We start from the raw sequence: 23,438 nt of genomic DNA on the forward strand, positions 1-23,438 counted from the left end.
CTAGAACGACCCCTTAAAGTACGATTGCAGCGGCGCCACATCAAGCGTGCCGCAACGCATAGCCTCGATGGCCTCGACGGCGGCGCGCGCCCCCGCCACCGTGGTGTAGTGGGGAATGTTGTTGGTGAGAGCGGTACGGCGGATGGAGAAGCTGTCCTTCACCGCCTGGCTGCCCTCGGTGGTGTTGACCACCAGTTGCACCTGGCCGTTCATCATGGCATCGACGCAGTGGGGGCGGCCTTCCAGCACCTTGTTGACGATGGTGACGCCGACCACGCCCCGGTCCTTCAGGTAGAAGGCGGTGCCGTCGGTGGCCATCACCTTGAAGCCCATGTCCAGCAGACGCCGGGCGATCTCGACCATGGCCGGCTTGTCGCCGTCGCGCACCGAGATGAAGGCCCCGCCCTCGGTCGGCAGGTTGGTGCCGGCCCCCAGCTGGCTCTTGGCGAAGGCCCGCGCGAAGTCGGAATCGATGCCCATCACCTCGCCGGTGGACTTCATTTCCGGGCCCAGCAGGATGTCGACGCCGGGGAAGCGGGCGAAGGGGAACACTGCCTCCTTCACCGCCACATGCTTGAGTTCCGGGCGGGTGGTGAGGCCGAACGAGGCCAGGGTCTCGCCGGCCATGACGCGGGCCGCGATCTTGGCGATGGGCACGCCGGTGGCCTTGGCGACGAAGGGCACCGTGCGGGATGCGCGCGGATTGACCTCCAGGATGTAGATGTCGCCGTCCTTGATGGCGTACTGGCAGTTCATCAGGCCGACCACGTTCAGGGCCTTGGCCAGGGCCGCCGTCTGGCGCTCCAGCTCGGCGATGGTGGCCTTGTCCAGGGAATAGGGGGGCAGCGAGCAGGCGGAATCGCCCGAATGGATGCCCGCTTCCTCGATGTGCTGCATGATGCCGGCGACGTAAACTTGGGCACCGTCGCACAGCGCGTCGACGTCCACCTCGATGGCGTCCTTGAGGTAATAGTCGATCAGCACCGGATCGTCGCCCGAGACCTTGACCGCCTCGTGCATGTAGCGCTCCAGCGCCTCGTGGTCGTAGACGATCTGCATGGCGCGGCCGCCCAGCACGAAGCTGGGGCGGATCACCACGGGATAGCCGATGGTCTCGGCCACCTTGATGGCTTCCTCCAGCGACCGCGCCGTGCCGTTGGCCGGCTGCTTCAGGCCCAGATCGTGGAGCAGCTTCTGAAAGCGCTCGCGGTCCTCGGCCAGATCGATGGAATCCGGGCTGGTGCCGAGAATGGGAATGCCGGCCTGCTCCAGCGCATGGGCCAGCTTCAAGGGCGTCTGGCCGCCGAACTGGACGATGCAGCCCAGAACCTTGCCGTTGGACTGCTCCTTGCGGACCAGATCGATCACCGTCTCGGCGGTCAGCGGCTCGAAATACAGGCGGTCCGAGGTGTCGTAATCGGTGGACACCGTTTCCGGGTTGCAGTTGACCATGATGGTCTCCTTGCCGGCCTCGTCGAGGGCGTAGGCGGCATGGACGCAGCAATAGTCGAACTCGATGCCCTGGCCGATGCGGTTGGGACCGCCGCCCAGGATGATCACCTTGTCGCGGTCGGACGGCTGAGCCTCGCAATCGGGCGCGTTGACGCCGTCGCCCTCGTAGCACGAATACATGTAGGCGGTCGAAGACGGGAACTCGGCGGCGCAGGTGTCGATGCGCTTGAACACCGGCTTGACGTTCAGCACCTCGCGGCGGAAGGCGGTCTCGGTGAGCGTCTTGCCCGACAGCTTGGACAGGCGCTGGTCGGAAAAGCCCATCTTCTTGAGGCGAAGCAGGCCGGGCGCGTCGATGGGCAGGCCCTTGGCCTTCACCTCGGCCTCGGCGTCGATGATACCCTTGATCTGGGCCAGGAACCACTTGTCGTAGAAGCAGGCGGCGTGGACTTCGTCGATGGTGAGCCCTAAGCGGAAGGCCTGGGCGATGACCAGCAGGCGGTCATGGCGCGGCTGGGCCAAAGCGGACTTCACCGCGTCCTTCATGTCGCCGGCGCCGGCGCCGGGAATCTCCACCTCGTCCAGGCCGGTCAGGCCGGTTTCCATGCTCCGCAGACCCTTCTGCAGGCTCTCCTGGAAGGTGCGGCCGATGGCCATGGCCTCGCCCACCGACTTCATGGAGGTGGTGAGGTTGGGATCGGCGCCGGGAAACTTCTCGAAGGTGAAGCGCGGAATCTTGGTGACCACGTAGTCGATGGTCGGCTCGAACGACGCCGGGGTGCAGCCGGTGATGTCGTTGGTCAGTTCGTCCAGCGTATAGCCCACCGCCAGCTTGGCCGCCACCTTGGCGATGGGAAAGCCCGTGGCCTTGGACGCCAGGGCGGACGAGCGCGACACGCGCGGATTCATCTCGATGACGGTCATGCGGCCGTCCTTGGGGTTGACCGCGAACTGTACGTTGGAGCCGCCGGTATCCACCCCGATCTCGCGCAGCACCGCCAGGCTGGCGTTGCGCATGATCTGGTATTCCTTGTCGGTCAGCGTCAGGGCCGGGGCGACGGTGATGGAATCGCCCGTATGCACGCCCATGGGATCGACGTTCTCGATGGAGCAGATGATGATGCAGTTGTCCTTGCGGTCGCGGACAACCTCCATCTCGTATTCCTTCCAGCCGAGCACCGATTCCTCGACCAGGACCTCGTGGACCGGCGAAGCGGCCAGACCGCCCGAGACGATGTGCTCGTACTCCGCCACGTTGTAGGCGATGCCGCCGCCGGTGCCGGCCAGGGTGAAGCTGGGACGGATGATGGCGGGCAGACCGACGAAGTCGAGCGCGTCGCGCGCCTCCTGCAGGGTCTTGACCACCTTGGACTTCGGGCTTTCCAGGCCGATCTTGTCCATGGCGTCGCGGAACAGCAGGCGGTCCTCGGCCTTGGCGATCACGTCGCGCTTGGCGGCGATCATCTCGACGCCGAACTTCTCGAGGATGCCCTGATCGGCCAGCTTCATGGCGGTGTTCAGCGCCGTCTGGCCGCCCATGGTGGGCAGCAGGGCGTCGGGCCGCTCCCGTTCGATGATCTTGGCGACGATCTCGGGGGTGATGGGCTCGATATAGGTGGCGTCGGCCAGACCGGGGTCGGTCATGATGGTCGCCGGGTTGGAGTTGACCAGGATGACCCGGTAGCCCTCGTCCTTGAGCGCCTTGCACGCCTGCACGCCGGAATAGTCGAACTCGCAGGCCTGCCCGATGACGATCGGACCGGCGCCGATGATGAGGATGGATTTGATATCTGTACGTTTGGGCATCGTCTGGTTCCAGCGAATGAATTAACCACGAAGGCACGAAGGCATGAAGGAAGCACGAAGGTTCAAAGCACCACCCGTTTCATGCCATCTCGAAGCACCTCGCTGTTAAAGTTCAGCAAAAGACCGGCCCGGATGCCGGTGAGTTTCAGATAGGTCAACAATTGAGCGCCGTGTACCGGCAGCAATTTCTCAACCGCCTTGATTTCCAGGACCAGCGCATCGGCAACGACGAGGTCGAGCCTATAGGCGCAGTCCAATTTCATTCCCTTGTAGACGACCGGAACAGGTACCTGTCGTTTGAAAGGGATCTCGTTCAACTCCAGTTCATGAGCCAGACACTGCTCATAGGCCGATTCGAGAAGTCCTGGGCCTAAAGCCCTGTGAACCTCGATCGCCAGCCCGATCACCCTTCGGCTTGCGGCGTCGAATTCCTTATCCCCTTCCAATTCCTTCGCGCCTTCGTGCCTTCGTGGTGAAATGAACGCGTCCACCTACCCCCGCTTCTCCATCAAGCCCACGAAGCGCTCGAACAGGTAATGGGCGTCCTGGGGACCGGGGCTGGCCTCGGGGTGGTACTGGACCGAGAACACCGGCTTGCCCTCGACCGCGATGCCTTCCACCGAGCCGTCGAACAGTGAGCGGTGGGTGACCGTGACGCCGGCGGGCAGGGACTTTTCGTCCACCACGAAGCCGTGATTCTGGCTGGTGATCTCCACCTTGCCGGTTTCCAGGTCCTTGACCGGATGGTTGGCGCCGCGATGGCCGGTGTCCATCTTGAAGGTCTTGGCGCCCAGCGCCAGGCCCAGCATCTGGTGACCGAGGCAGATGCCGAACAGCGGCTTGCCCGCCTTGATCACGCCCTGGATCATGGGCACGGCGTACTTGCCCGTCGCCGCCGGGTCGCCGGGGCCGTTGGACAGGAACACGCCGTCGGGGTTGAGCGCCAACACCTGCTCGGCACTGGCTTCGGCCGGCAGCACGGTGACCTTGCATCCCGTATTGGCGAGGCAGCGCAGGATGTTGCGCTTGGCGCCGAAATCGATGGCCACCACGTGGAAGCGGGGTTTGTCCTGCTTGCCGTAGCCGCCGCGCAAGGACCACTCGGTCTCGTCCCAGGAATAGGTCTGGGCGCAGGTGACGTCACGCGCCAGATCCATGCCCTCCAGGCCCGGCCAGTCATTGGCCTTGGCCCACAGGGCGGGCAGGTCGAAATTGCCGTCGGGGGCGTTGACGATGACGCCGTTGGGCGCGCCCTTTTCCCGGATGCGCCGGGTCAGCGCGCGGGTGTCGATGCCGCAGATGCCGGTGATGTTGTTGGCCTTCAGCCACGAATCCAGGTGCTTGGCCGAGCGCCAGTTGGCGGGATCGGTGATGTCGGCCCGCAGGATCAGGCCGCGCGCCGCCGGAGTGGTGGTCTCCAGATCCTCGGCATTGGTGCCCACATTGCCCACATGGGGGAAGGTGAAGGTGATGACCTGGCCGGCGAAGGACGGGTCGGTCAGCGTCTCCTGATAGCCGGTCATGCCGGTGGTGAACACCACCTCGCCCACGTTGGAGCCGGCGGCGCCGATCCCCTTGCCCCACAGCACGGTGCCATCGGCCAGGACCAGGGCCCCGGTCGCGCCCGGGGGGCGCGGCGCATCAAAGGTCGGCACCTGGCTGCTGGGCTTCGGTGCGGTCCCGTGTTGGTTCGGCATGGTGGTCCTTTGTCGCGTTCGCGGGCCGGAAGGGCTCCGGCCGCAGGTACATTATCATAGAGAGCCCAAGGCTCCCCCCGCCGATTTTGGGCCGCAGAAGGCCGCCGGAGCATCTCGCATACGGGCAAGACCTTCGGGGCTGCGGGGCCGTATCGCGACCCAGTCGGCATCAGGTAAATTCCGCGCCTTATAATGACGGGCGCGGACAGAGTCAAGCCTTGCGACGGGCCGAAAAAAACCCTTCCTTTTCAAGGTTATGGCGTTCCATGGATAAGCTTCCTTTCCGTGGGGATTTGGAGTAGCCTGTGCGCTTTCCCAAACGAGGGGTTGCCATGCTGCGCCAGCAGTTGAATGACGCGCTCAAGGCCGCGATGCTGGGCAAGGATGCCCGTACGGTTTCCACGGTCCGCCTGATTCTGGCGGCGCTGAAGGACCGCGACATCGCGGCGCGGCCCAAGGGCGTGACCGACGGCATCCCCGAGGCCGAGATCCAGCAGATGCTGCAGTCCATGATCAAGCAGCGCCGCGAGAGCATCTCCATGTACGAGCAGGGCGGCCGTCCCGAGCTGGCGCAGCAGGAAGCCGAGGAAATCGCCATCATCGAGAAGTTCCTGCCGCGTCAGATGGACGAGGCGGCGATCACCGAGGCGGTCAAGGCCGCCATCGCCGTCTGCGGCGCCGGCGGCATCAAGGACATGGGCAAGGTCATGGCCGAACTGAAGGCCAAGCATTCCGGCACCATGGACTTCGCCAAGGCCGGCGCGGTGGTGAAGAAGGAACTGGGGGGCTGACGCAGCCCCCGCGGCGTCACCATATCCACCCGGTGACGTGAACGGAAAGACCCCGGCATGGCTTTCCCTCCCCAATTTCTCGACGAGCTGCGCGCCCGCGTCCCGGTCACCTCGGTGGTGGCCCGACGGGTCAAGCTGGTGCGCAAGGGCCGCGAGCACCAGGGCCTGTGCCCCTTCCACAACGAGAAGACCCCGTCGTTCACCGTCAACGAGGACAAGGGGTTTTTCCATTGCTTCGGCTGCGGCGCCCACGGCGACGCCATCGGCTTCGAGATGCGGGCCGGACACCTGTCCTTCACCGAGGCGGTGGAAAAGCTGGCCGCCGAAGCCGGAATCGAGGTCCCCAAGGCCACGCCGGAGGAGCGGGTGCGCGAGCAGCGCCGGGCCTCGCTGCACGACGCCCTGGAATCGGCCACCGCCTTCTTCGAGAAGCACCTGCGGGGACCAATGGGACGGGACGGCTTCGCCTATCTCAAGAACCGGGGCCTGTCCGACGACACCATCGCCCGCTTCCGCTTAGGCTTCGCCCCCGATTCCCGCGAGGCGCTGAAAAGCGCCCTGATGAGCAAGGAATGCCCGGAAAGCCTGCTGATCGAGGCCGGTCTGCTGAAGAAGCCCGACAATGGCGGCGCCTCCTTCGACTATTTCCGCGGCCGCGTGATGTTTCCCATCACCGACCGGCGCGGCAGGGTGATCGGCTTCGGCGCCCGCACCCTGGGCGACGGCCAGCCCAAATACCTCAACTCGCCCGACACGCCCCTGTTCCACAAGGGCCAGACCCTCTACGGCCTGGCCCATGCCCGCGAACAGGCCCGCGAGCAGAACCGGGTGGTGGTGGTCGAGGGCTACATGGACGTCATCGCGCTCCACCAGGCCGGCTTCGCCTATGCGGTGGCCCCGCTGGGCACGGCGGTGACCGAAGCCCAGATCGAGGAGCTGTGGCGCCTGGCGCCAGAACCCATCCTCTGCCTCGACGGCGACAAGGCGGGACAGCGGGCCATGGCCCGCGCCCTGGAGCGCGCCTTCCCCATCCTGAAGCCCGGCCACTCCCTTCGCTTCGCCACCCTGCCCGCGCCCGAGGACCCGGATTCCCTGATCAAGGCCCGCGGTCCTGCCGCCATGGCCGCCGTGCTGGACGCCGCCCAGGCCATGGTCGAGGTGGCCTGGCGCATCGCCACCGAGGACCGGCCGCTGGACACGCCCGAGCGCCGCGCCCTGCTGGAGAAGGAACTGGCGGAAAAGGCCTTCTCCATCGCCGACGAAACGGTGCGCTATCAGTACCTGGCCACCTTCCGCCAGAAGGCGAAGGACTCGTTCCGCCCGCCGCCCCGCCAATGGAACACGTCAGGCGGCCGCATGGGAACCAAAGGCTTCGGCCGCTTCCGCCCCGATCCCCAGGCCCCGCTGAAGGGCCCCGACGGCTTGCTGCCCGGCGTGGGGCGCCCGCGCCCGCCCAGGCCCAATTCCAGCGCCCAGGAATGGATGATGCTGGCCCTGGTCCTCGACCATCCCCGCCTGATGGATTCCATCGGCGAAAGGCTCGGCGAGACCACTTTCGCGGACAAGAGGCTTGACAATCTTCGACGCGGGATTCTAAAGCACCTCGGGGCTGCCCGCGACCTTGACGCGGACGGTCTCGTCACCCATTTGAGGACGGACGGATATTCCGAGATTCTGGACTTCCTGCTCGACGCCAACGAAAGGCGGATTCGCGCGGTGCGCGGCGACCTTTCCACCGAGGAAGCCCGGCATCACTGGGAACACGTCTACAATCTTTATACCAGGAAGGACCTGCTGGCTGACGTGAGCGAAGCCAACGCCGAACTCGCCCAAGGCCCCACCCCCGCGTCGTGGAGCCGTTTCGAGGCGGTGAAGAAGCAGCAGCAGACCGCCAGCGTTCTGGACGACGAAGCGTCCGGGAACGGCTGACGATTTTAATGGAGAGTGGGGCGGGACCGGAGAAACCGGCCCGGCTCGGGGTCGGACCCTTGAGGAGCAGCATTTTTCATGGCGACCAAATCGACGAATACGGCCGAAGTTTCCGAGAACCAGGATGAGGCCATGGACGGCCCGCTGCTCGACACCCTGGGCGTCGCCGTCAAGAAGATGGTGGCCAAGGGCAAGGAGCGCGGCTACGTCACCTATGACGAGCTGAACGCCGCCATGCCCCCCGACGAGGTGTCGTCCGAGCAGATCGAAGACACCATGGCCATGCTGTCCGAACTGGGCATCAACGTGGTCGAAAGCGAGGAAGGCGAGGACAACTCGCCCGAGGCCGCCGAGGAAGAGGCCACCGAGACCGAGGGCTATTCCGGCGCCGGCAACGTGGACGAGGAAGACCTGGGCCGCACCGACGACCCGGTGCGCATGTACCTGCGCGAGATGGGCTCGGTCGAGCTGTTGTCGCGCGAGGGCGAGATCGCCATCGCCAAGCGCATCGAGGCCGGCCGCGAGATGATGATCGGCGGCATCTGCGAAAGCCCGCTGACGCTGCGCGCCGTGGTCGAGTGGCACGACGCCCTGGTCGAGGGCAAGATGCTGCTGCGCGACATCATCGACCTTGACGCCACCTACGGCGCCGACCCCGAGGCCGACGAACTGGCCGAGGTGGAACTGGAAGGCGCCCTCGAGGCCGCTCCCGCCGAGGAGCCCGCCGAGGGCAAGGCCGAAGCCCCCGCCGAGGCCAAGGGCGAGGCCGGCACCGAGGAGAAGGAAGAGGGCGCCGAGGGCGAAGTCGAGGGCGAGGGTGAGGCCGAGGGCGAGGCCGAGGAAGGCGAGGAGAACTCCATCTCGCTGGCCGCCATGGAAACCGAGTTGCTGCCCATCGTCCTCGAGACCTTCGAGGCCATCGCCGCCACCCACCACAAGCTGGAGAAGGTCCAGGACCAGCGCCTGGCCGCGCTGAACAAGGGCGAGGCGGTCACCGCCGCCATGGAGAAGAAGTACGACAAGCTGAAGGCGGAACTGGTCCGCCTGATGGATGGCGTGCATCTCAACAACGCCCGCATCGAACAGCTGGTCGAACAGCTGAACGGCCTCAATCGCCGCCTGATGATGCAGGAAGGCCGCCTGCTGCGCCTGGCCGAATCCTGCCGGGTGAAGCGCCAGGACTTCCTGGACGCCTATTACGGCTCGGAGCTGGACCCCAACTGGATCGAGCAGGTCACCGCCCGCTCCAAGCAGTGGAAGGACTTCGCCACCCGCCACGGCAAGGAAGCCGCCGACATCCGCGCCACCATCGCCGACATCTCCACCGAGGCCGGCCTGCCCATCAGCGAGTACCGCCGCATCGTCCAGACGGTGCAGAAGGGCGAGCGCGAGGCCAGCAAGGCCAAGAAGGAGATGATCGAGGCCAACCTGCGCCTGGTGATCTCCATCGCCAAGAAGTACACCAATCGCGGCCTGCAGTTCCTGGACCTGATCCAGGAGGGCAATATCGGCCTGATGAAGGCGGTGGACAAGTTCGAGTACCGGCGCGGCTACAAGTTCTCCACCTACGCCACCTGGTGGATCAGGCAGGCCATTACCCGGTCCATCGCCGACCAGGCCCGCACCATCCGCATTCCGGTGCACATGATCGAGACCATCAACAAGCTGGTCCGGACATCCCGCCAGATGCTGCACGAGATCGGCCGCGAGCCGACCCCGGAAGAGCTGGCGGAAAAGCTGTCCATGCCGCTGGAGAAGGTCCGCAAGGTCCTGAAGATCGCCAAGGAGCCCATCAGCCTCGAGACCCCCATCGGCGACGAGGAAGACAGCCATCTCGGCGACTTCATCGAGGACAAGAACGCCGTCCTGCCGCTGGATGCCGCCATCCAGGCCAACCTGCGCGAGACCACCACCCGCGTCCTGGCCAGCCTCACGCCGCGCGAGGAGCGCGTGCTGCGCATGCGCTTCGGCATCGGCATGAACACCGACCACACCCTGGAAGAGGTGGGCCAGCAGTTCAGCGTGACCCGCGAACGCATCCGCCAGATCGAGGCCAAGGCGCTGAGGAAGCTCAAGCACCCGTCCAGGTCGCGCAAGCTGCGCTCGTTCCTCGATACCTGATCACCCGCCGCGCAAGCCCCCTCCCCTCACCGGCAGGGGGCTTTTGCTTGCGCGTTGCCGGGCACCTGTCCGGGCCCGGTTGAAGGCCCCCCCCCAGGTCTCCCCTTCCATCCGGCTATAATCGCGCAAAAGACAGCCTCTGCCCCCTTGCATTCATACGCGCCTCGGTTATGGTCGCCCCCGGTGGGGCCTGTAGCTCAATGGTTAGAGCCGGCCGCTCATAACGGTCTGGTTGCAGGTTCGAGTCCTGCCGGGCCCACCAACTGCCCTGTGTCCCACGCATACACGGCCTTCCCCCACATCTCCTCCGCGAACCACATGGCGACGAACCCCTGGGAGGATGTGGAGCGGCGCGTTCCGATCTCCTCAGCATGGATAATCCCTGCCGGAGTAACCACTGCGTGACCCTCGACAGGATGTTTTTTGACCCACCCATTGGTTTCCAAGAGGGTCAGCAAAAAGTTGATGTCCATACGGCTCTCTGACCACGACACCGCAATGGCACTTGGAGTGTCTGCGTTAACAATCACCCCCAGTCCGCCCTGGTTTCTTACGAGCCACAGAAGCAGCTTGTCAGCCCGTTCGCCCAAGCGGGGCTGGCGAATTTTGAAGATACCTTCGGCGGCCTCAAGCGTCAGGAGAGGCAATTCGCCAAGTTGGCCCTGTTCATAGGTCCAGGAACCCAGTTTGATTTTCTGTTCTCGCGGCAAGCACCGCACCCGCCCAGAAGCCTCACCGGTAATGCGATATGCTCCACATCGCGGGCAGATGGCCCTGAATCAGGTCCGTGTCCACGAGGGCAAGGCCATGCTCGGCCTGAGGCGGGAAGTAACCGCCAACGCGATGAAGTCGCCATAGGCATCCGGCTGGGTCAACACCAGGACCGGAGGCTTCTTGGCCGCCGTCAAGTCGGAGAAGGGAAAGGGAATCAGAACGAGATCGCCGCGCTCAAACGCCATCCCAGACCTGATCCTCTGGATTGTCCCAGACCACCTTGAGGGATTCCTGTTGGGCGCCCATCAAATCACGGCCCTGCGCCCGCTCCTGGCGGTCCGCCAGAAACCCAACGAAGTCCAGCACCTCCCTCGCCAGACGCTCAGGAAGTTTCTTGCTCTGCTCGTAAATCAGACCGGCGATGGCCATACGGCCCCTCCCTCGACAGGCGGGCTCTGGGACTCAGTCTATCACGAAATGCATGAGCGCCCCACCCCAACGAAAAACCCCCGCCGGTGTCCCGGCGGGGGCTTCGCAATCGGACCTGATGTAACCCGGATTAGACCGAGTAGTACATCTGGAACTCGACCGGGTGCGGGGTGTGCTCGAAACGATACACTTCCTCGTACTTGAGCTCGATGTAGCTCTCGATGAATTCCTTCGAGAACACGTCACCCTTGCACAGGAAGTCGTTGTTGGCGCGCAGGGCCTCGAGAGCCTCACGCAGCGAGCCGCACACGGTCGGAACCTGGGACAGCTCCTCGGGGGGCAGGTCGTACAGGTTCTTGTCCATGGGATCGCCGGGGTGGATCTTGTTGGCGATACCGTCCAGGCCGGCCATCAGCATGGCCGAGAAGGCCAGGTAGGGGTTCGCGCCGGGGTCGGGGAAGCGAACTTCCACGCGCTTGCCCTTCGGCGAGGCCGAGTAGGGGATACGGCAGGAGGCCGAACGGTTGCGGGCCGAGTAGGCCAGCAGAACCGGGGCTTCGAAGCCGGGGATCAGGCGCTTGTAGCTGTTGGTCAGCGGGTTGGTGAAGGCGTTGATGGCCTTGGCGTGCTTGATGATGCCGCCGATGTAGTACAGCGCCATGTCCGACAGGTCGGCATAACCCGAACCGGCGAACAGGGGCTTGCCGGCCTTCCAGATGGACTGGTGGACGTGCATGCCCGAGCCGTTGTCGCCATAGATCGGCTTCGGCATGAAGGTCGCGGTCTTGCCGTAGGAGGCGGCGACGTTGTGGACCACGTACTTGTAGATCTGGATCCAGTCGGCGGCCTGCACCAGCGAGCCGAACTTGATGCCCAGTTCGTGCTGCGACGAGGCCACTTCGTGGTGGTGCTTCTCGATGGGCAGCCCCATCTCACCCATCACGGTCAGCATCTCGGCGCGCATGTCCACGTGGCCGTCCACCGGCGGAACCGGGAAGTAGCCGCCCTTGACGCCCGGACGGTGGCCCAGGTTGCCCTCGGCGAAGTCCTTGCCCTGGGCCTCGACGCCGTCCTCGGAGCACAGCTCGTAATAGCCCTTGTTCATGCCGAGTTCGTACTTGACGTTGTCGAACACGAAGAACTCGGCCTCGGGGCCGAAGAAGGTGGCGTCGCCCACGCCCGAGGACTTCACATAAGCCTCGGCGCGCTTGGCGATGGAGCGCGGGTCGCGGTCATAGAGCTGGCCGGTGGCGGGCTCGACGATGTCACAGTTGATGATCAGCTGGGACTGGGCGGCGAAGGGGTCCATGACGGCGGAAGCCGGGTCGGGCTTCAGGATCATGTCGGACTCGTTGATGCTCTTCCAGCCGGCGATCGACGAGCCGTCGAACATGATGCCTTCGTTCAGCATGTCGGCGTCGACGGTGCACACATGCTGGGCGGTGTGCTGCCACTTGCCGCGCGGGTCGGTGAAGCGGAAATCGACGTACTTCACGTCGTTTTCCTTGATCAGTTCGAGGACCTTCTTGATGTCGTCGGACATGGTCACATTCCTGAGAGTTGAAGTTGAACACGCGTTCCCGCCCCGCCGCCCGCCAGGGGCAGCGGGAGGGATGAAAACGTTAGATGGCGTCGCTGCCGCGCTCGCCGGTGCGGATGCGGATGGCCTCTTCCACCGTGGAGATGAAGATCTTGCCGTCACCGATGCGGCCCGTATGGGCGGCCTGCTGGATGGCCTCGACGGCGCGCTCCACCAGATTGTCCTCGATAACCAGCTCGATCTTGACCTTGGGCAGGAAATCCACCACGTACTCGGCGCCGCGATAGAGCTCGGTATGCCCCTTCTGCCGGCCGAAACCCTTGGCCTCGGTCACGGTAAGGCCCTGGAGACCGACCTCGTGAAGGGCTTCCTTCACCTCGTCGAGCTTGAAGGGCTTGATGATGGCTTCGATCTTCTTCATGAACCCGCCGTCTTTCGGATTGGCGTTGCGAACCCGCGTCAAAACGCGCGACTCATTTAGCACGCATCGTGCCACTTCGGCCACCCGGAAAAGCGCCCGAATCCCAGGAATCTCCAGACAAAGATGCCCTATTTTCAGGCATTTGCGCCTATTTCGCGGGCAATTCGCTCCCCCTTCACCCCGACCCGCCTTCCAGGCTAGGCTAAAGCCTCGCGATTCCCTGCCGGAGCAGCCCCGTTGAAGCCCGCCAACTCCATTCTGTCGTCGTTCGGCACCACCATCTTCGAGACCATGTCGCGCCTGGCCCAGGCCCATGGTGCCGTCAACCTGGGCCAGGGCTTCCCCGAGGGGCTGGAACCCGCCGACGTGGTCGCCAAGGCGGCCGAGGCGGTGGCCAGCGGCCCCAACCAGTACCCCTCCATGATGGGCATTCCCGAGCTGCGCGCCGCCATCGCCGCCCATGACCGGCGGTTCTACGGCCTGGAACTGGACCCCATGGCCGAGGTGATGGTCACCTCGGGCGCCACCGAGGCCCTGGCCGCCTGCCTGTTCGGCCTGATCGAGCCGGGCGACGAGGTGGTGCTGATCGAGCCGCTCTACGATTCCTATCTGCCCATCATCCGCCGGGCGGGCGGCATCCCGAAGCTGGTGCGCGTCCAGCCGCCCCACTGGGACCTGCCGAAGGAGGAACTGGCGGCGGCCTTCTCGCCCCGGACCAAGCTGATGCTGCTCAACACGCCCATGAATCCGGCGGGCAAGGTGTGGGGCGGCGACGAACTGGACTTCGTGGCCGGCCTCCTGGAGCGCTTCAACGCCTATTGCGTCTGCGACGAGGTCTACGAGCATCTGGTCTATGACGGCCGTCGGCACGTGCCGCTGATGACCCTGCCGGGCATGCGGGGGCGCTGCCTGAAGATCGGCTCGGCGGGCAAGATCTTCTCGCTGACGGGCTGGAAGGTGGGCTGGGTCATCGCCGCCCCCGAGGTTCTGGCCCCCGTGGCCAAGGCCCATCAGTACCTGACCTTCACCACGCCGCCCAACCTGCAGGCGGCGGTGGCCTGGGGCCTGGGCAAGGACGATTCGTACTATGACGGCCTCGCCGCCATGCTGGCCGAGCGCCGCGACCGCCTCGCCGCCGGCCTGCAACGGGTCGGCTTCGAGGTGATGGCCACCGGCGGCAGCTATTTCATCACCGCCGATTTCCGCCCCCTGGGCTTTGCCGGCGACGATGGCCAATTCTGCCGCCACATCACCGAACAGGCCGGCGTGACGGCCATTCCGGTCAGCGCCTTCTACCAGGGCGGCGACGTCAACCACTTCGCCCGCTTCTGCTTCGCCAAGACCGAAACCGCCATCGACGAGGCGGTAAAGCGGCTGGAGCGGTTTTTCCGAGGATAGCCCCTTGACGGGCGCCCCCGGATTTGGCTAAACATGCGGCCTCTCCCGGTGGCGGGTGTAGCTCAGTTGGTTAGAGCGCCAGTTTGTGGTACTGGATGTCGTCGGTTCGATTCCGATCACTCGCCCCATTCCCCCCTTTTGATGTCAGTCAGTCCGTCAGCCACCGGCCTTTGCCCGTGGCCTGTCCGTCGTCGTGACCGCAAGGGGGATCCGGGGCATAGCGCCCCGGACAGGCATCATCCCTCGCTGAGGATCGCGACCATCCGGCCGGCCTCGTAATCCTCGGGATCGAGGCCGTAGGCGTTGCGGAAGGCCGCCAGGGCTTCGGACTTGCGCCCCAGCGTGTTGGCGGCGTCGCCTGCCGCCCGCCACAGCCGGCCATCGCCGGGATAGGCGTCGATCACCGGCCGCAACACATCGACCGCCTCGGCATGGCGTCCGGTCGCGCCCAGGATGGCGGCCAGGCGCAGGGCGGTATCCGGGACGGGCTGCCGGCCATGGGCGCGGCGGGCGAAATCCTCGGCCTCGTCCAGCCGGTCCTGGGCCAGGCACAGCCCGGCCAGATTGTGGAGCGCCAGCGGGACCTCGGGCGTGGAGTCCAGGACCTTGCGGTAGCACTGCTCGGCCACGCCGGGATTGCCGGCCAACTGCTCCAGGCCGCCCAGATTGGTCAGCGCCGCCTCGTGGGTCGGGGCCCGCTCCAGGCATTTGCGGAAGGCGGCCCGCGCCTCGTCCAGCCGGTCCAGCGCGCCCAGCACCACACCCCGGCCATAAAGGGCATCGACCGCCCCCGATACCGCCGCGCGGTCGAGGAACTTCAGCGCCAGGGGCAGGTCCCCGCCGCCATGGGCGAGGACGGCCAGTTCCATCAGGCCGGGATGGCCGGGCGGCACCTTGCCCAACTCGCGTGAGACGGTCCTGGCCTTGGACAGGTCTCCCTGGCGGGCCTTGCTCAGCGCTTCATCGATCCGATCGGTCTTTGCCATCATGTCCCCATCAGGTTTCGCATCAGTTCGGCCAGCCGCGCCGGCGCCGCGCCGTGCCGGCGGCAGTCCGGCCGCAGGCCCCGCGCATCCTCCGCCAGCCACACGGCGATGGCCGCCTCGGCCTGCCCGTCTTCCGTCACCACGGCGATGCCGGGCCGGCGGACGGCGGCGCCCAGGTCGGCGCGAACCAGTCCCGGCTGCAGGCTGACCACCGGCTTGCCCACCAGCCACGCCTCGTAAAGCAGGACCGAGGCCATGCCCGCCACCCGGTCGGCGGCCAGCATCACCCGGCGTCCCGGAACGCCTTCCACCAGACCGCCCCCCAGGGCGCCCCGGCTGGTTTGCCATAAATCCATCAACTCCGCCACGTCGTCGCGGGGGTGGGGAACGATGGCCACCTCCAGGCGCCCCGCCCAGGGCTGCAACTCCCGGCACAGCAAGGACAGCGCATGGCGCTCGGTATAGCCGCGCCAGCCGGGGCATTCGGGCCCGGTGCCCTGATCCCTGGACACCGGCTCGCCGATGAAGGCCACCAGTCCCCGCCCTTCCAGTCCGAAGCCCAGGCGGTCCCGCACTCCGTTCCGCCAGCCGGAATCGGCGGCGGCGGCCTCGGCGGCCAGGCCGGCCAGTCCGGGATGGCCGCTCACCCGCAGGCAGCCGGCCGGCACGCCCTCGGCCAAGGCCTCGTCCCGCGCCTTGTCGTCCATCACGGCATAGATGTCGGGAATCAGTGGCTCGCCGCCATCCATGGTGAGGCGCGCGGCGTAGTTCATCCAGTTGTCCAGCACGCACAGCACCGGCAATCCCCGCCCCCTGGCGGCCCGGGCCAGGGCAAGGGGCAGATGGTCGGCCAGGGAGGTGCCGAAGCATAATCCGCCCACTCCGAGTGCGTCGAGCCAGAGGCCGAAATCCCCCCCGCCGGGCGGATTGAGGCGCGGCAAACCGGCCGGCGCGTTACGCCCGAGAAAACCGTGGTCGAGGATGGCCACCTCTTCCCCCTGCCCGGCCAGCGACACGGCGACGGGAAGGATGGCGTTGGCGCCCCCGGGGTCGGCGGCGGCGAACAGCATCAGCGGACGGGAGGGGCGGGTCATGGCCGGACAGGACTTAAAGCAAGGCGGAATCAAAATCCCCGGACGAAGGCGGCGGGCCCAGGTCCGGGGATGGAGGACGGCACCTTTGCGCCGGAATCAGGCGGTGGCGCTGATGGGCGTGTGAGCGGCTCCGGGCGCCGGGGCATAGGCACCGGCGGGCGCGGGCGCGGCGGCGGCGGGATCGACACCTGCCGCCGCGGCGGCTTCACGGGCCTCGCGGGCCAGGGAATCGCGCAATCCGCTGGCGATGTTGCGGTTGATGTTGACCAGCACCTCCAGCTTGGCGGCGTCGGGCTCGGTCAGGGAGGCGACGGTGTGGAAATCGACGAACTGGCACAGGCTCAGCATGTTGACGACCGTCTCGCTCGACTCGCCGGCCTCGACCTTGCCGATCAGGTCGGCCTGGAAGATGGTCCAGAGCTTCCAGTTGAGCCGCAGCGCCTCGCGCATGCCCTCGGGCTCGCCGCGGGACGCCGAAGCCATGCGGCGGGCCGCCTCGGTCAGCGCCCAGGCTTCCGTTTCACGCGGATTTCCCTCCTGGGGGATGCTGGCGGCGTGGGCTGCGTTGCTGTAAGGATTCATAACCTCTCCCATCACTTCTCGGGATGCTGCGTCGCCTGCTCACGAGAACAGGTTGACCACCGATCCCGGCTGGTAGGTGTCGTTGTTGAAGGCCTTGCCCATCTGGTCGCTGCTGGCTTGCGCCGCCTCGAATCCGATGGAGACGGCCTGAAGCTGCTGCGCGATCAGCAATTTCTTCTGTTCCACCTGCTTGGCGACGTCGGCCTTGATCTCTTCAGCCTTCTGCTGCTGGTGGTCCTTGATCTCGGAAATGCGCGTTTCGACCCAGTCCACTTCGCTGGCGACGATGTCCAGGCGGTTGGATACCCGCTGGAGGGCAAAATTGATCTTTTCCAGGGAATCGGTGAGGTTGTAGGTGCTGCCCGTCTTGGCGTCATCGTCATCGGCGGAGAAATGCTCCAGGCCGACACCCTTCATGCGGATCTGCCCGACTCCCTCGTCGCCGTTCAGATCGACTTCGGTTCCGTCGAGAAACGGCAGGTTTCCCAGACTTTCGTTGAACTTGTCGATTTCGGCGTTGTACTTGGTGGCATCCACCGGGTCACCGGCGGCGGCGTTGATCTGCTGCTCGGCGTTGAGCGAGGTGAGATTGCCCAGGTCGTCCAGGCGGTCCAGCAGCTGCGTCCGGGCCGTATTCACCTGGGCCTGGTAATCCACCAGCTTGGGCAGGCGCTCCTGCAGCTGCTCGAGTTCCTTGTCCAGGTTGGTGTCGTAGCTGTCCAGCGCCTTCTGCTGCAACGCCGACACTTCGTCATTATAGCGAACCATCATGGAGTTCTGCATATTGGCGAAGGCGAGGTTGAAGGCCGGACGCGCCGACATGCCAGACAGCGTGCTGAGCATCTGGGTCAGATCGCCGACATAGGCACTGAGCACGGTATCGGTCAAGGGAACCTCCCACGCGGCGGGCGAGTTCTTCACCCATGCCGAGCCTAGCATCGTTCCGTTAAGAAATCCATAAATCGGGGGGAACGGGAACCGGCGCCCGGTGTGGCGGGGTTAACAGTTTTCTAACCGAAGGTGCCGCAGAATTATCGGCTAGAATCAATAACGTCCGCGCACCGAACGCCGCCCCAGGAGACACCCATGACCGAAGAAATCGGCGACCTCTCGAGCCTTCCCCTCCCCGAGCAGGAAGCCCTGAGCCTGGCCGAGGCCGCCATCGCGCTGGACCGGGCGCGCAGCAGCGAGAACCGCGCCGCCGAACTGGTGGCCGCCCTCAACCACAACCTCGAGGTCTGGGTCGCCATCCGCTCCCTGGCCCGTTCGCCGGGCAGCCCGCTGCCGCCCGATCTCAAGGCCAGCCTGATCCGCCTGAGCGAGTTCGTCGCCCACACCACCTTCACCAACGGCGCGTCCATCGGCGATTCCTCGCTCAACACCCTGATCAATATCAACATGCAATTGGCCGAGGGCCTGCTGGAAGGCCAGAAGAACGCGGCGGCCGCGGCCAAGAAGAGCTGATCACCCCGCCCGTTCCACCAGCGCCTGGCGCACGCGCCCCAGCACGCCCGGCCAGCCCTCCCCATGGGCGGCCCGGAACAGCCGGGCTGTGGGATACCAGGGGCTGTCCTCTCGCTGCAGCAGCCAGCGCCAGTCGGGAAAGCTGGACAGCACCACCCAGACCGCCCGCCCCAGCGCGCCGGCCAGATGGGCCGGCGAGGTGCACGACGAAATCACCAGATCCAGCGCTTCCATGGCGGCGGCCGTCTGGCTGAAATCGGTCAAATGCGGGCCGAGGTCGACGAAATGGCCGGGCAGGCGCCGCCCCTCCAGTTGTGCGGCCGCCGGTCCTTTCTGCAGGCTGAAGAACGTCACGCCCGGAACGTCCAGAAGCCCGAGATAAGGAGCCAGTCCCGGCGAGCGCCGCCCGTCATAGGGGGCCTCGGGATTGCCGCCCCACACCAATCCGACCTTCAGTCCGCAATAGGCGGCCAGGCGCTCGCGCCATTGGGCCACCAGCCCGGACTCGGCCCGCAGATAGGGAATGTCGGCGGGAATGGTCTGCAAGGTGGTGCCGAAGACATGGGGCAGCGACATCATGGGAACCTGGAAGTCGGGTGCCTCCATGGCCTGTCCCGGCTCGATGGCCGCCGCCACGCCGGGAGCCGTCGACAGCAAGGCCCCCAGCCCCGTGGGCGAGCCCACCACCACGCGGGCGCCGCGCGCCGCCAGCAACGCCGCATAGCGCACGAACTGGATGTTGTCGCCGAATCCCTGTTCACCCCGCATCAGCACGGTTTCGCCGTTCAGGCGCTGTCCGCGCCAGCGGGGACCATTGATGTCGGGCTGGGGGCGATACTCGGCCAAAGGCAGGCCGCGGCGGTAGTCGCCGTGCAGCAGCAGCATCTGGCCCAGGCACATCTTGACCCGGGGGTCGCCGCCGCCCTGGGCCGCGCGATAGACGTCCATGGCCCCGGCCAAATCTCCCGCCTCGATGCGTTGGAAGGCGGCCGACAGCGGGTCCGGGGCCATGATCTAGCCGCGCGACAGATCGAGGGTCCGGATTCCCTTGAGCCGTACGGAAATCTCGTCGCCCAGGGCATCCGGATTGGCCAGACGCGAAGCCAGGACCTGCTGGCGCAGCTCGGCCCGAATCCGGGCCAGGTCCGGATCCTTGGCCAGCCGGGCGGCGATGGCCACATAGCCGGCGGAATCGTCGGCGATCCACTCCGGCCGGCCCGCCGCCCGCAAGATGGACGCGCCCATGCGTCCGGCCCGGCGGTCGCCGCGCATGGACACCACCGGCAGGCCCATCCACAGGTCCCAGGCCAGCTCGGTCAAGCCGTTGACCGGGGTGGAATCCAGAACGACATCGACCATGTGCGGGAAGGCCTTGGCGGCGGCGGCGGCGTTATCCTCCAGCGGCGCCTGGAAATGAACGCGGTTGGAGACACCGTATTCGGCAAAGGCCTCCAGCCCCCAGGTGACCATTTCCTCTTCCCAGTCATCGCGCCCGCCGATCATCAGATGGGCATCGGGAACCGCCCACAGCACCCGCGACCACAGGGCCACGCTTTCCCCGGTCATCCTGGCGCCATGGCCATGGACGCCGAACATGGGAAAGCCCCGCGTCGAACGCGGCAGGTCGAGGACCTCTTCCTCAGGGGCCAGAATCTTCGGGAACTGGAAAGCCAGCAGATTGGGCAGCGACATCACCCGCTCTTCGCCGTAGGTCCGGCGATCCACGGGCGCGGTCTCCTCGTCGGACAGGACCACGCTCACGCCCGGCAGCCGGTCGCACATGGGCGAGGAAATCCAGTGAAGGGTGGCGGGGGCGCCATCGCCCTTGAAGACCGGATAGCTGGCCCTCTCGCTGGGGCAGCAGAGATTGATCAGCACGCCGGGCTGGTCGCCGAGCACCACCCGCCCCAGGGTCGCCGCATCGATGCCGATGGACTGGCGCGGACGCATCACGCTGGTGCGCAGCAGGTCGGTGACCGGGTCATGGCGCGGATTGAGGGTGTAAAGGACCGTCATCTCGAAATGCTTGAGCACAGGCGCCACGCAATGGGCCAGCGGGCTGTCGTAGACCTGATCCCACATCAGCCCGACCACCGGCGAGTCCACCTTGTCCCGCGCGTTGACCCGCCGCAGCGGAGCCTCGCGCTCGGCCACGAAGGCGTCGATCATCGCCTGGGCGGCGGGCCAGTTGGCGCCGGATTGCAGCACCAGGGACCCGGCGACCTCGGCGCGCAGCGTATCGTCGTCCCCGGCCAGTTCGAAGGCGATCTTCTGATGTTCGATGGCGGTGTCATGACGGCCGCAGGCCATCATGGAATCGGCCAGCACCGCATGCATCCGGGGATCGGCGGGGTTGTGGTGCAGGGCGGCCCGCATCATGGAGGCCGCCGCGAAGGGGCGGTCCAGCGCCAGCAGCGAGCGGGCGATCAGCAGCATGCTGGCTTTGTCGCCGGGATGGATGCGCAGGTGCTTTTCCGCCTGATCCAGCGCCTCGCGGAACAGTCCCAGGTGAAAGGCCGCCTCGGCCTTGGTCAGGTGATGGGAAATGCCCACGTTCTGCAGCGAGGTCATGTAGGAGGACAGATCGGCCGGAACCAGATCCTTGGCGTCGGGACGCGGCTTCAGGCACACGGCCAGCTTGCCGTAATAAAGGCCATCGGCCAGGCGCCCCACGCGGGTGTAGATGCTGGCGAGCACGTCCACCACTTCACGGCAATCGGGCGCGATGGAATGGGCCCGTTCCAGCAGTTGCAGACCCAGCCCGGCATCGCCGCTGCAAAACGAGGTGATGCCCATGGCCAGGAAATAATAGGGATTGAGGCTGCCCTGCCCGATCTTCATCTGGCAGTGCTCCATCAGCTCGGCGGCGGTGCCGCTCTGCAGGATGCCGGTCAGTTCCGCGATTTCCGCAGTGAATTCATCACTCATACTGCCACCCCGTCACCTTCTCGAACAATTCCTCATCGGATTCGAATTTTTCGATGTTCTCGAAATACCACTCGGTCTGCAACGTCATTGCCCGGACGGTCTCCAGGAACTCATCGCGCACGATGTCCCAGAACGCCGCCTTATGGTCGGGATTCTTCACCCGCTTGGCGTAATAGTCGAAGCACATCACCGCCATCATGATGGTGCCGCGCACGAAGAACTGCGCCACGGTGGGCGGCGCCTTGTAGTCGCTGATCAAGAGATCGGACAGCTTGAGCACCATGGGGTTGATGTCGCCCAGGTGGTCGTCCATGGCCGCCGCGCACTCTTCCAGCAGGGAGATGATGCTCTGCGGCCAGTTCTCGCGGCCCCAGCGTTCGGTGAAATGGGCCTCGGTGCCGGGCAGGAAGGTGGCCTTCACCTTGGCGAGATCCTTGGCCTTCATCTCCGGGGTCGATTTCAGCCGGATGGATTGGGAGCTTAAGGGCCGGGTGTTCTCGATCAGCAACCCGTCGCTGCAATTGTAGGCATCCACGCCCGGCCGGTAGCGGCCGATGATGCGGCCCAGGGCGTCGCGGGTCCACAGCATGATGGTCTCGCTGTAGACCAGCCCACCGAAATTGCCCACGTCGCGGACGTCGAACACAGTGTCGAAATTCATCGCCCCCTTCTGGCCTTCCATCTGGTCGTCGTCGTGACGGTAGAGGGAGTGCTTGGAATGGTGGCGCTTGGGATTGCGCGAGCCGAGATCGACGCCGAACAGGTAAAGCTCGCGAAAGCCTAAGGCCAGCGCCGCCGAGGTGCCGGTATTGGTCACCGTCGGCCCCGAATCCTCCAGGGAATACTGGTTCCCCGGACTGAACAGGGCATAGGAGCTGAGCGCCGGGCGGAAATAGTAGACCGCGTTCTCGAACAGGCCCCGCACCCTGGGATCGACGGTGTTCGAGGCGATGAGCACGGCGTCGCCGAAACCGAACTCCTCGTGGACGGCGGCCAGGGCGCGATAGGGTGCGGCGCCGTTCTCCAGCAGCATCTGGAAGTCCGGCTGAATGCCGTTGGCCAGCAGGACGCGCGACGCCGTGCCGCAGGAGATGATCACCGCCCGGTCCTGATTGGCCTTGATCACCTCGATGTCATCGTCAAGCGAAGGCCCGGACCCCACGATGAACACCGGCGTGCCGAGGGCGTACTTGCCGTACTGCATGACCTGATAATCGCCGTTGCGCAGATTCATGTAGGAGGCGCGCGTCATCTCCATTTCATCATGGAAGAAACCCAGCCCGATGCCGATCAGCTGGGCGTCGCGCATGAATTCGGTCATGGCCGCCATCAGGATCGGGCTGTTGAAGGCCACGAACACCCGCGCCCAGTCCACGATCACCGGACAGCAGCACCGGATGGCCGCCCGGAGCGACCGGGCGATGTCGCCGGAATTGTCGGAGATGATCAGGTTGAAGCGATAGGGATTCTCCCGCCGGGTCTCGAGAATCGGCCGCCATTCGATGGTCGCCAGGGAGTGGAAGACGAAATCCAGATTGGGCTCGACGATGTGAATGCCCGCCGGCTTCACCTGATCGAGCAGCATGGGCAGGTGGTAGCCCAGGCCGAGGCCGATGCACACCAGATGGAAGCCGCCGGTTTCCTCGGGGAACTGCAGGAACTCCATGCCGGCTTCGGTGGCGCGCTTCAGGGTCTGGACGAGAAAGCGCCGGGTGATCAGATCCACATGCCCGCTGGTCAGGGGATTCATGTTGATGTGGTGTTCGACCGAAGTGGCGGAATCCTCGACCATGGCCTCGACGCGCTTGCGGCCGCCCGGGCCGTACAGCATCTCGCCCCGGAACTCCACGTCCAGGTCGCCGTCCTGGTTGGTGACCAGCCGGCTCTGCGCCTGATGGTTTCGAAGGCGGGCGCCGAGCTCGGGCATCAGCTCCATGAACGCCTGCAAATTCCTGGTGACCAGGTCGCTGTCGATGTGAGCCGTCTCGGCCATGCCCTCTCTCCCTTTCCCCGCTTCCGGGGCCACGATGACATCCGCCTCCCTGTCCGCCTCGTCTTGCCACCGCGCGGGCGGAAACGCGCCGGC

19 protein-coding genes and 2 tRNA genes are annotated in these 23,438 nt (G+C 65.8%); 7 read left to right on the top strand and 14 right to left on the bottom strand.

The window, feature by feature from the left end:
• The 3 genes from carB to carA form a co-directional block, all read right to left on the bottom strand.
• Entirely contained in the window at nucleotides 1–3,258 is a 3,258-nt protein-coding gene (carB, locus tag WV31_RS02620) for a carbamoyl-phosphate synthase large subunit (RefSeq protein WP_085372139.1), read from the bottom strand.
• Between the two features lie 62 nt (nucleotides 3,259–3,320).
• Entirely contained in the window at nucleotides 3,321–3,749 is a 429-nt protein-coding gene (locus tag WV31_RS02625) for a GxxExxY protein (protein ID WP_237051461.1), read from the bottom strand.
• On the bottom strand, nucleotides 3,750–4,955 hold the full coding sequence (gene carA, locus WV31_RS02630; RefSeq protein WP_085372140.1) for a glutamine-hydrolyzing carbamoyl-phosphate synthase small subunit: 1,206 nt from the start codon (nucleotides 4,953–4,955) through the stop codon (nucleotides 3,750–3,752).
• A 332-nt stretch (nucleotides 4,956–5,287) separates the two neighbouring features.
• Between carA and WV31_RS02635 the strand changes: the two genes are divergently transcribed.
• The 4 genes from WV31_RS02635 (at nucleotide 5,288) to WV31_RS02650 (ending at nucleotide 10,058) form a co-directional block, all read left to right on the top strand.
• Entirely contained in the window at nucleotides 5,288–5,746 is a 459-nt protein-coding gene (locus tag WV31_RS02635) for a GatB/YqeY domain-containing protein (RefSeq protein ID WP_085372141.1), read from the top strand.
• Between the two features lie 57 nt (nucleotides 5,747–5,803).
• Entirely contained in the window at nucleotides 5,804–7,675 is a 1,872-nt protein-coding gene (gene dnaG / locus WV31_RS02640; RefSeq protein WP_085372142.1) for a DNA primase, read from the top strand.
• Between the two features lie 78 nt (nucleotides 7,676–7,753).
• Nucleotides 7,754–9,796 carry an RNA polymerase sigma factor RpoD gene (gene rpoD, locus WV31_RS02645; protein ID WP_085372143.1) on the top strand — a complete coding sequence of 681 codons (2,043 nt, stop codon included), beginning with the start codon at nucleotides 7,754–7,756 and terminating at the stop codon, nucleotides 9,794–9,796.
• Between the two features lie 186 nt (nucleotides 9,797–9,982).
• Nucleotides 9,983–10,058 (top strand) — tRNA-Ile (locus WV31_RS02650).
• A 517-nt stretch (nucleotides 10,059–10,575) separates the two neighbouring features.
• Here the strand turns inward: WV31_RS02650 and WV31_RS02655 are convergent.
• The 4 genes from WV31_RS02655 to WV31_RS02670 all read right to left on the bottom strand — a co-directional run bounded on the left by WV31_RS02655 (nucleotide 10,576) and on the right by WV31_RS02670 (nucleotide 12,900).
• Nucleotides 10,576–10,755, bottom strand: a complete 180-nt coding sequence (locus WV31_RS02655; protein ID WP_085372144.1) for a hypothetical protein — start codon at nucleotides 10,753–10,755, stop codon at nucleotides 10,576–10,578.
• Complete coding sequence (locus WV31_RS02660) at nucleotides 10,745–10,939, bottom strand: DUF2281 domain-containing protein (RefSeq protein ID WP_085372145.1); 195 nt, start codon at nucleotides 10,937–10,939, stop codon at nucleotides 10,745–10,747. The genes WV31_RS02655 and WV31_RS02660 overlap by 11 nt, the downstream gene beginning before the upstream one ends.
• Nucleotides 10,940–11,069: 130 nt before the next feature.
• Complete coding sequence (gene glnA / locus WV31_RS02665) at nucleotides 11,070–12,482, bottom strand: type I glutamate--ammonia ligase (RefSeq protein ID WP_085372146.1); 1,413 nt, start codon at nucleotides 12,480–12,482, stop codon at nucleotides 11,070–11,072.
• Nucleotides 12,483–12,561: 79 nt separating this feature from the next.
• A complete protein-coding gene (locus WV31_RS02670; protein WP_008616616.1) occupies nucleotides 12,562–12,900 on the bottom strand; it encodes a P-II family nitrogen regulator in 339 nt (112 codons plus the stop codon).
• Between the two features lie 237 nt (nucleotides 12,901–13,137).
• Here WV31_RS02670 and WV31_RS02675 point away from each other — a divergent pair, with 237 nt between their 5' ends.
• Together WV31_RS02675 and WV31_RS02680 are read left to right on the top strand one after the other, a co-directional pair.
• Nucleotides 13,138–14,298 (top strand): aminotransferase, encoded by a 1,161-nt coding sequence (locus tag WV31_RS02675; RefSeq protein ID WP_085372147.1) that lies wholly within the window; start codon nucleotides 13,138–13,140, stop codon nucleotides 14,296–14,298.
• A 51-nt stretch (nucleotides 14,299–14,349) separates the two neighbouring features.
• Nucleotides 14,350–14,426: transfer RNA gene (locus WV31_RS02680), tRNA-His, on the top strand.
• 108 nt (nucleotides 14,427–14,534) lie between these two features.
• Here the strand turns inward: WV31_RS02680 and WV31_RS02685 are convergent.
• The 4 genes from WV31_RS02685 to WV31_RS02700 form a co-directional block, all read right to left on the bottom strand.
• A complete protein-coding gene (locus WV31_RS02685; protein ID WP_237051462.1) occupies nucleotides 14,535–15,287 on the bottom strand; it encodes a tetratricopeptide repeat protein in 753 nt (250 codons plus the stop codon).
• The gene (locus WV31_RS02690) at nucleotides 15,284–16,378 is read right to left on the bottom strand and encodes a hypothetical protein (protein ID WP_085372148.1); all 1,095 of its coding nucleotides are present in this window, start codon (nucleotides 16,376–16,378) and stop codon (nucleotides 15,284–15,286) included. Before WV31_RS02690 ends, WV31_RS02685 begins: the two co-directional genes overlap by 4 nt.
• Before the next feature lie 96 nt (nucleotides 16,379–16,474).
• Nucleotides 16,475–16,960 carry a flagellar biosynthesis regulator FlaF gene (locus WV31_RS02695; RefSeq protein WP_237051463.1) on the bottom strand — a complete coding sequence of 162 codons (486 nt, stop codon included), beginning with the start codon at nucleotides 16,958–16,960 and terminating at the stop codon, nucleotides 16,475–16,477.
• Between the two features lie 39 nt (nucleotides 16,961–16,999).
• Entirely contained in the window at nucleotides 17,000–17,848 is an 849-nt protein-coding gene (locus tag WV31_RS02700; RefSeq protein ID WP_085372150.1) for a hypothetical protein, read from the bottom strand.
• A gap of 198 nt (nucleotides 17,849–18,046) precedes the next feature.
• Here WV31_RS02700 and WV31_RS02705 point away from each other — a divergent pair, with 198 nt between their 5' ends.
• Entirely contained in the window at nucleotides 18,047–18,424 is a 378-nt protein-coding gene (locus WV31_RS02705) for a flagellar biosynthesis regulator FlaF (RefSeq protein ID WP_085372151.1), read from the top strand.
• Here WV31_RS02705 and WV31_RS02710 read toward each other — a convergent pair whose 3' ends face one another.
• From WV31_RS02710 to WV31_RS02720, 3 genes are read right to left on the bottom strand one after another with little or no spacing between them, the layout of a single operon-like run.
• Nucleotides 18,425–19,435, bottom strand: coding sequence for a glycosyltransferase family 9 protein (locus WV31_RS02710; RefSeq protein WP_085372152.1), 1,011 nt, complete (start codon nucleotides 19,433–19,435; stop codon nucleotides 18,425–18,427). It lies immediately after the preceding gene.
• A 3-nt stretch (nucleotides 19,436–19,438) separates the two neighbouring features.
• Nucleotides 19,439–21,352: an O-linked N-acetylglucosamine transferase family protein gene (locus tag WV31_RS02715; protein ID WP_168185834.1), complete on the bottom strand. Its 1,914-nt coding sequence runs from the start codon at nucleotides 21,350–21,352 to the stop codon at nucleotides 19,439–19,441.
• On the bottom strand, nucleotides 21,345–23,345 hold the full coding sequence (locus tag WV31_RS02720) for a flagellin glycosyltransferase Maf (RefSeq protein ID WP_085372153.1): 2,001 nt from the start codon (nucleotides 23,343–23,345) through the stop codon (nucleotides 21,345–21,347). Before WV31_RS02720 ends, WV31_RS02715 begins: the two co-directional genes overlap by 8 nt.
• Nucleotides 23,346–23,438 lie beyond the last annotated feature (93 nt).

Origin of the sequence: Magnetospirillum sp. ME-1 (assembly GCF_002105535.1) — a bacterium.
In the GTDB taxonomy this organism is placed as follows: domain Bacteria; phylum Pseudomonadota; class Alphaproteobacteria; order Rhodospirillales; family Magnetospirillaceae; genus Phaeospirillum.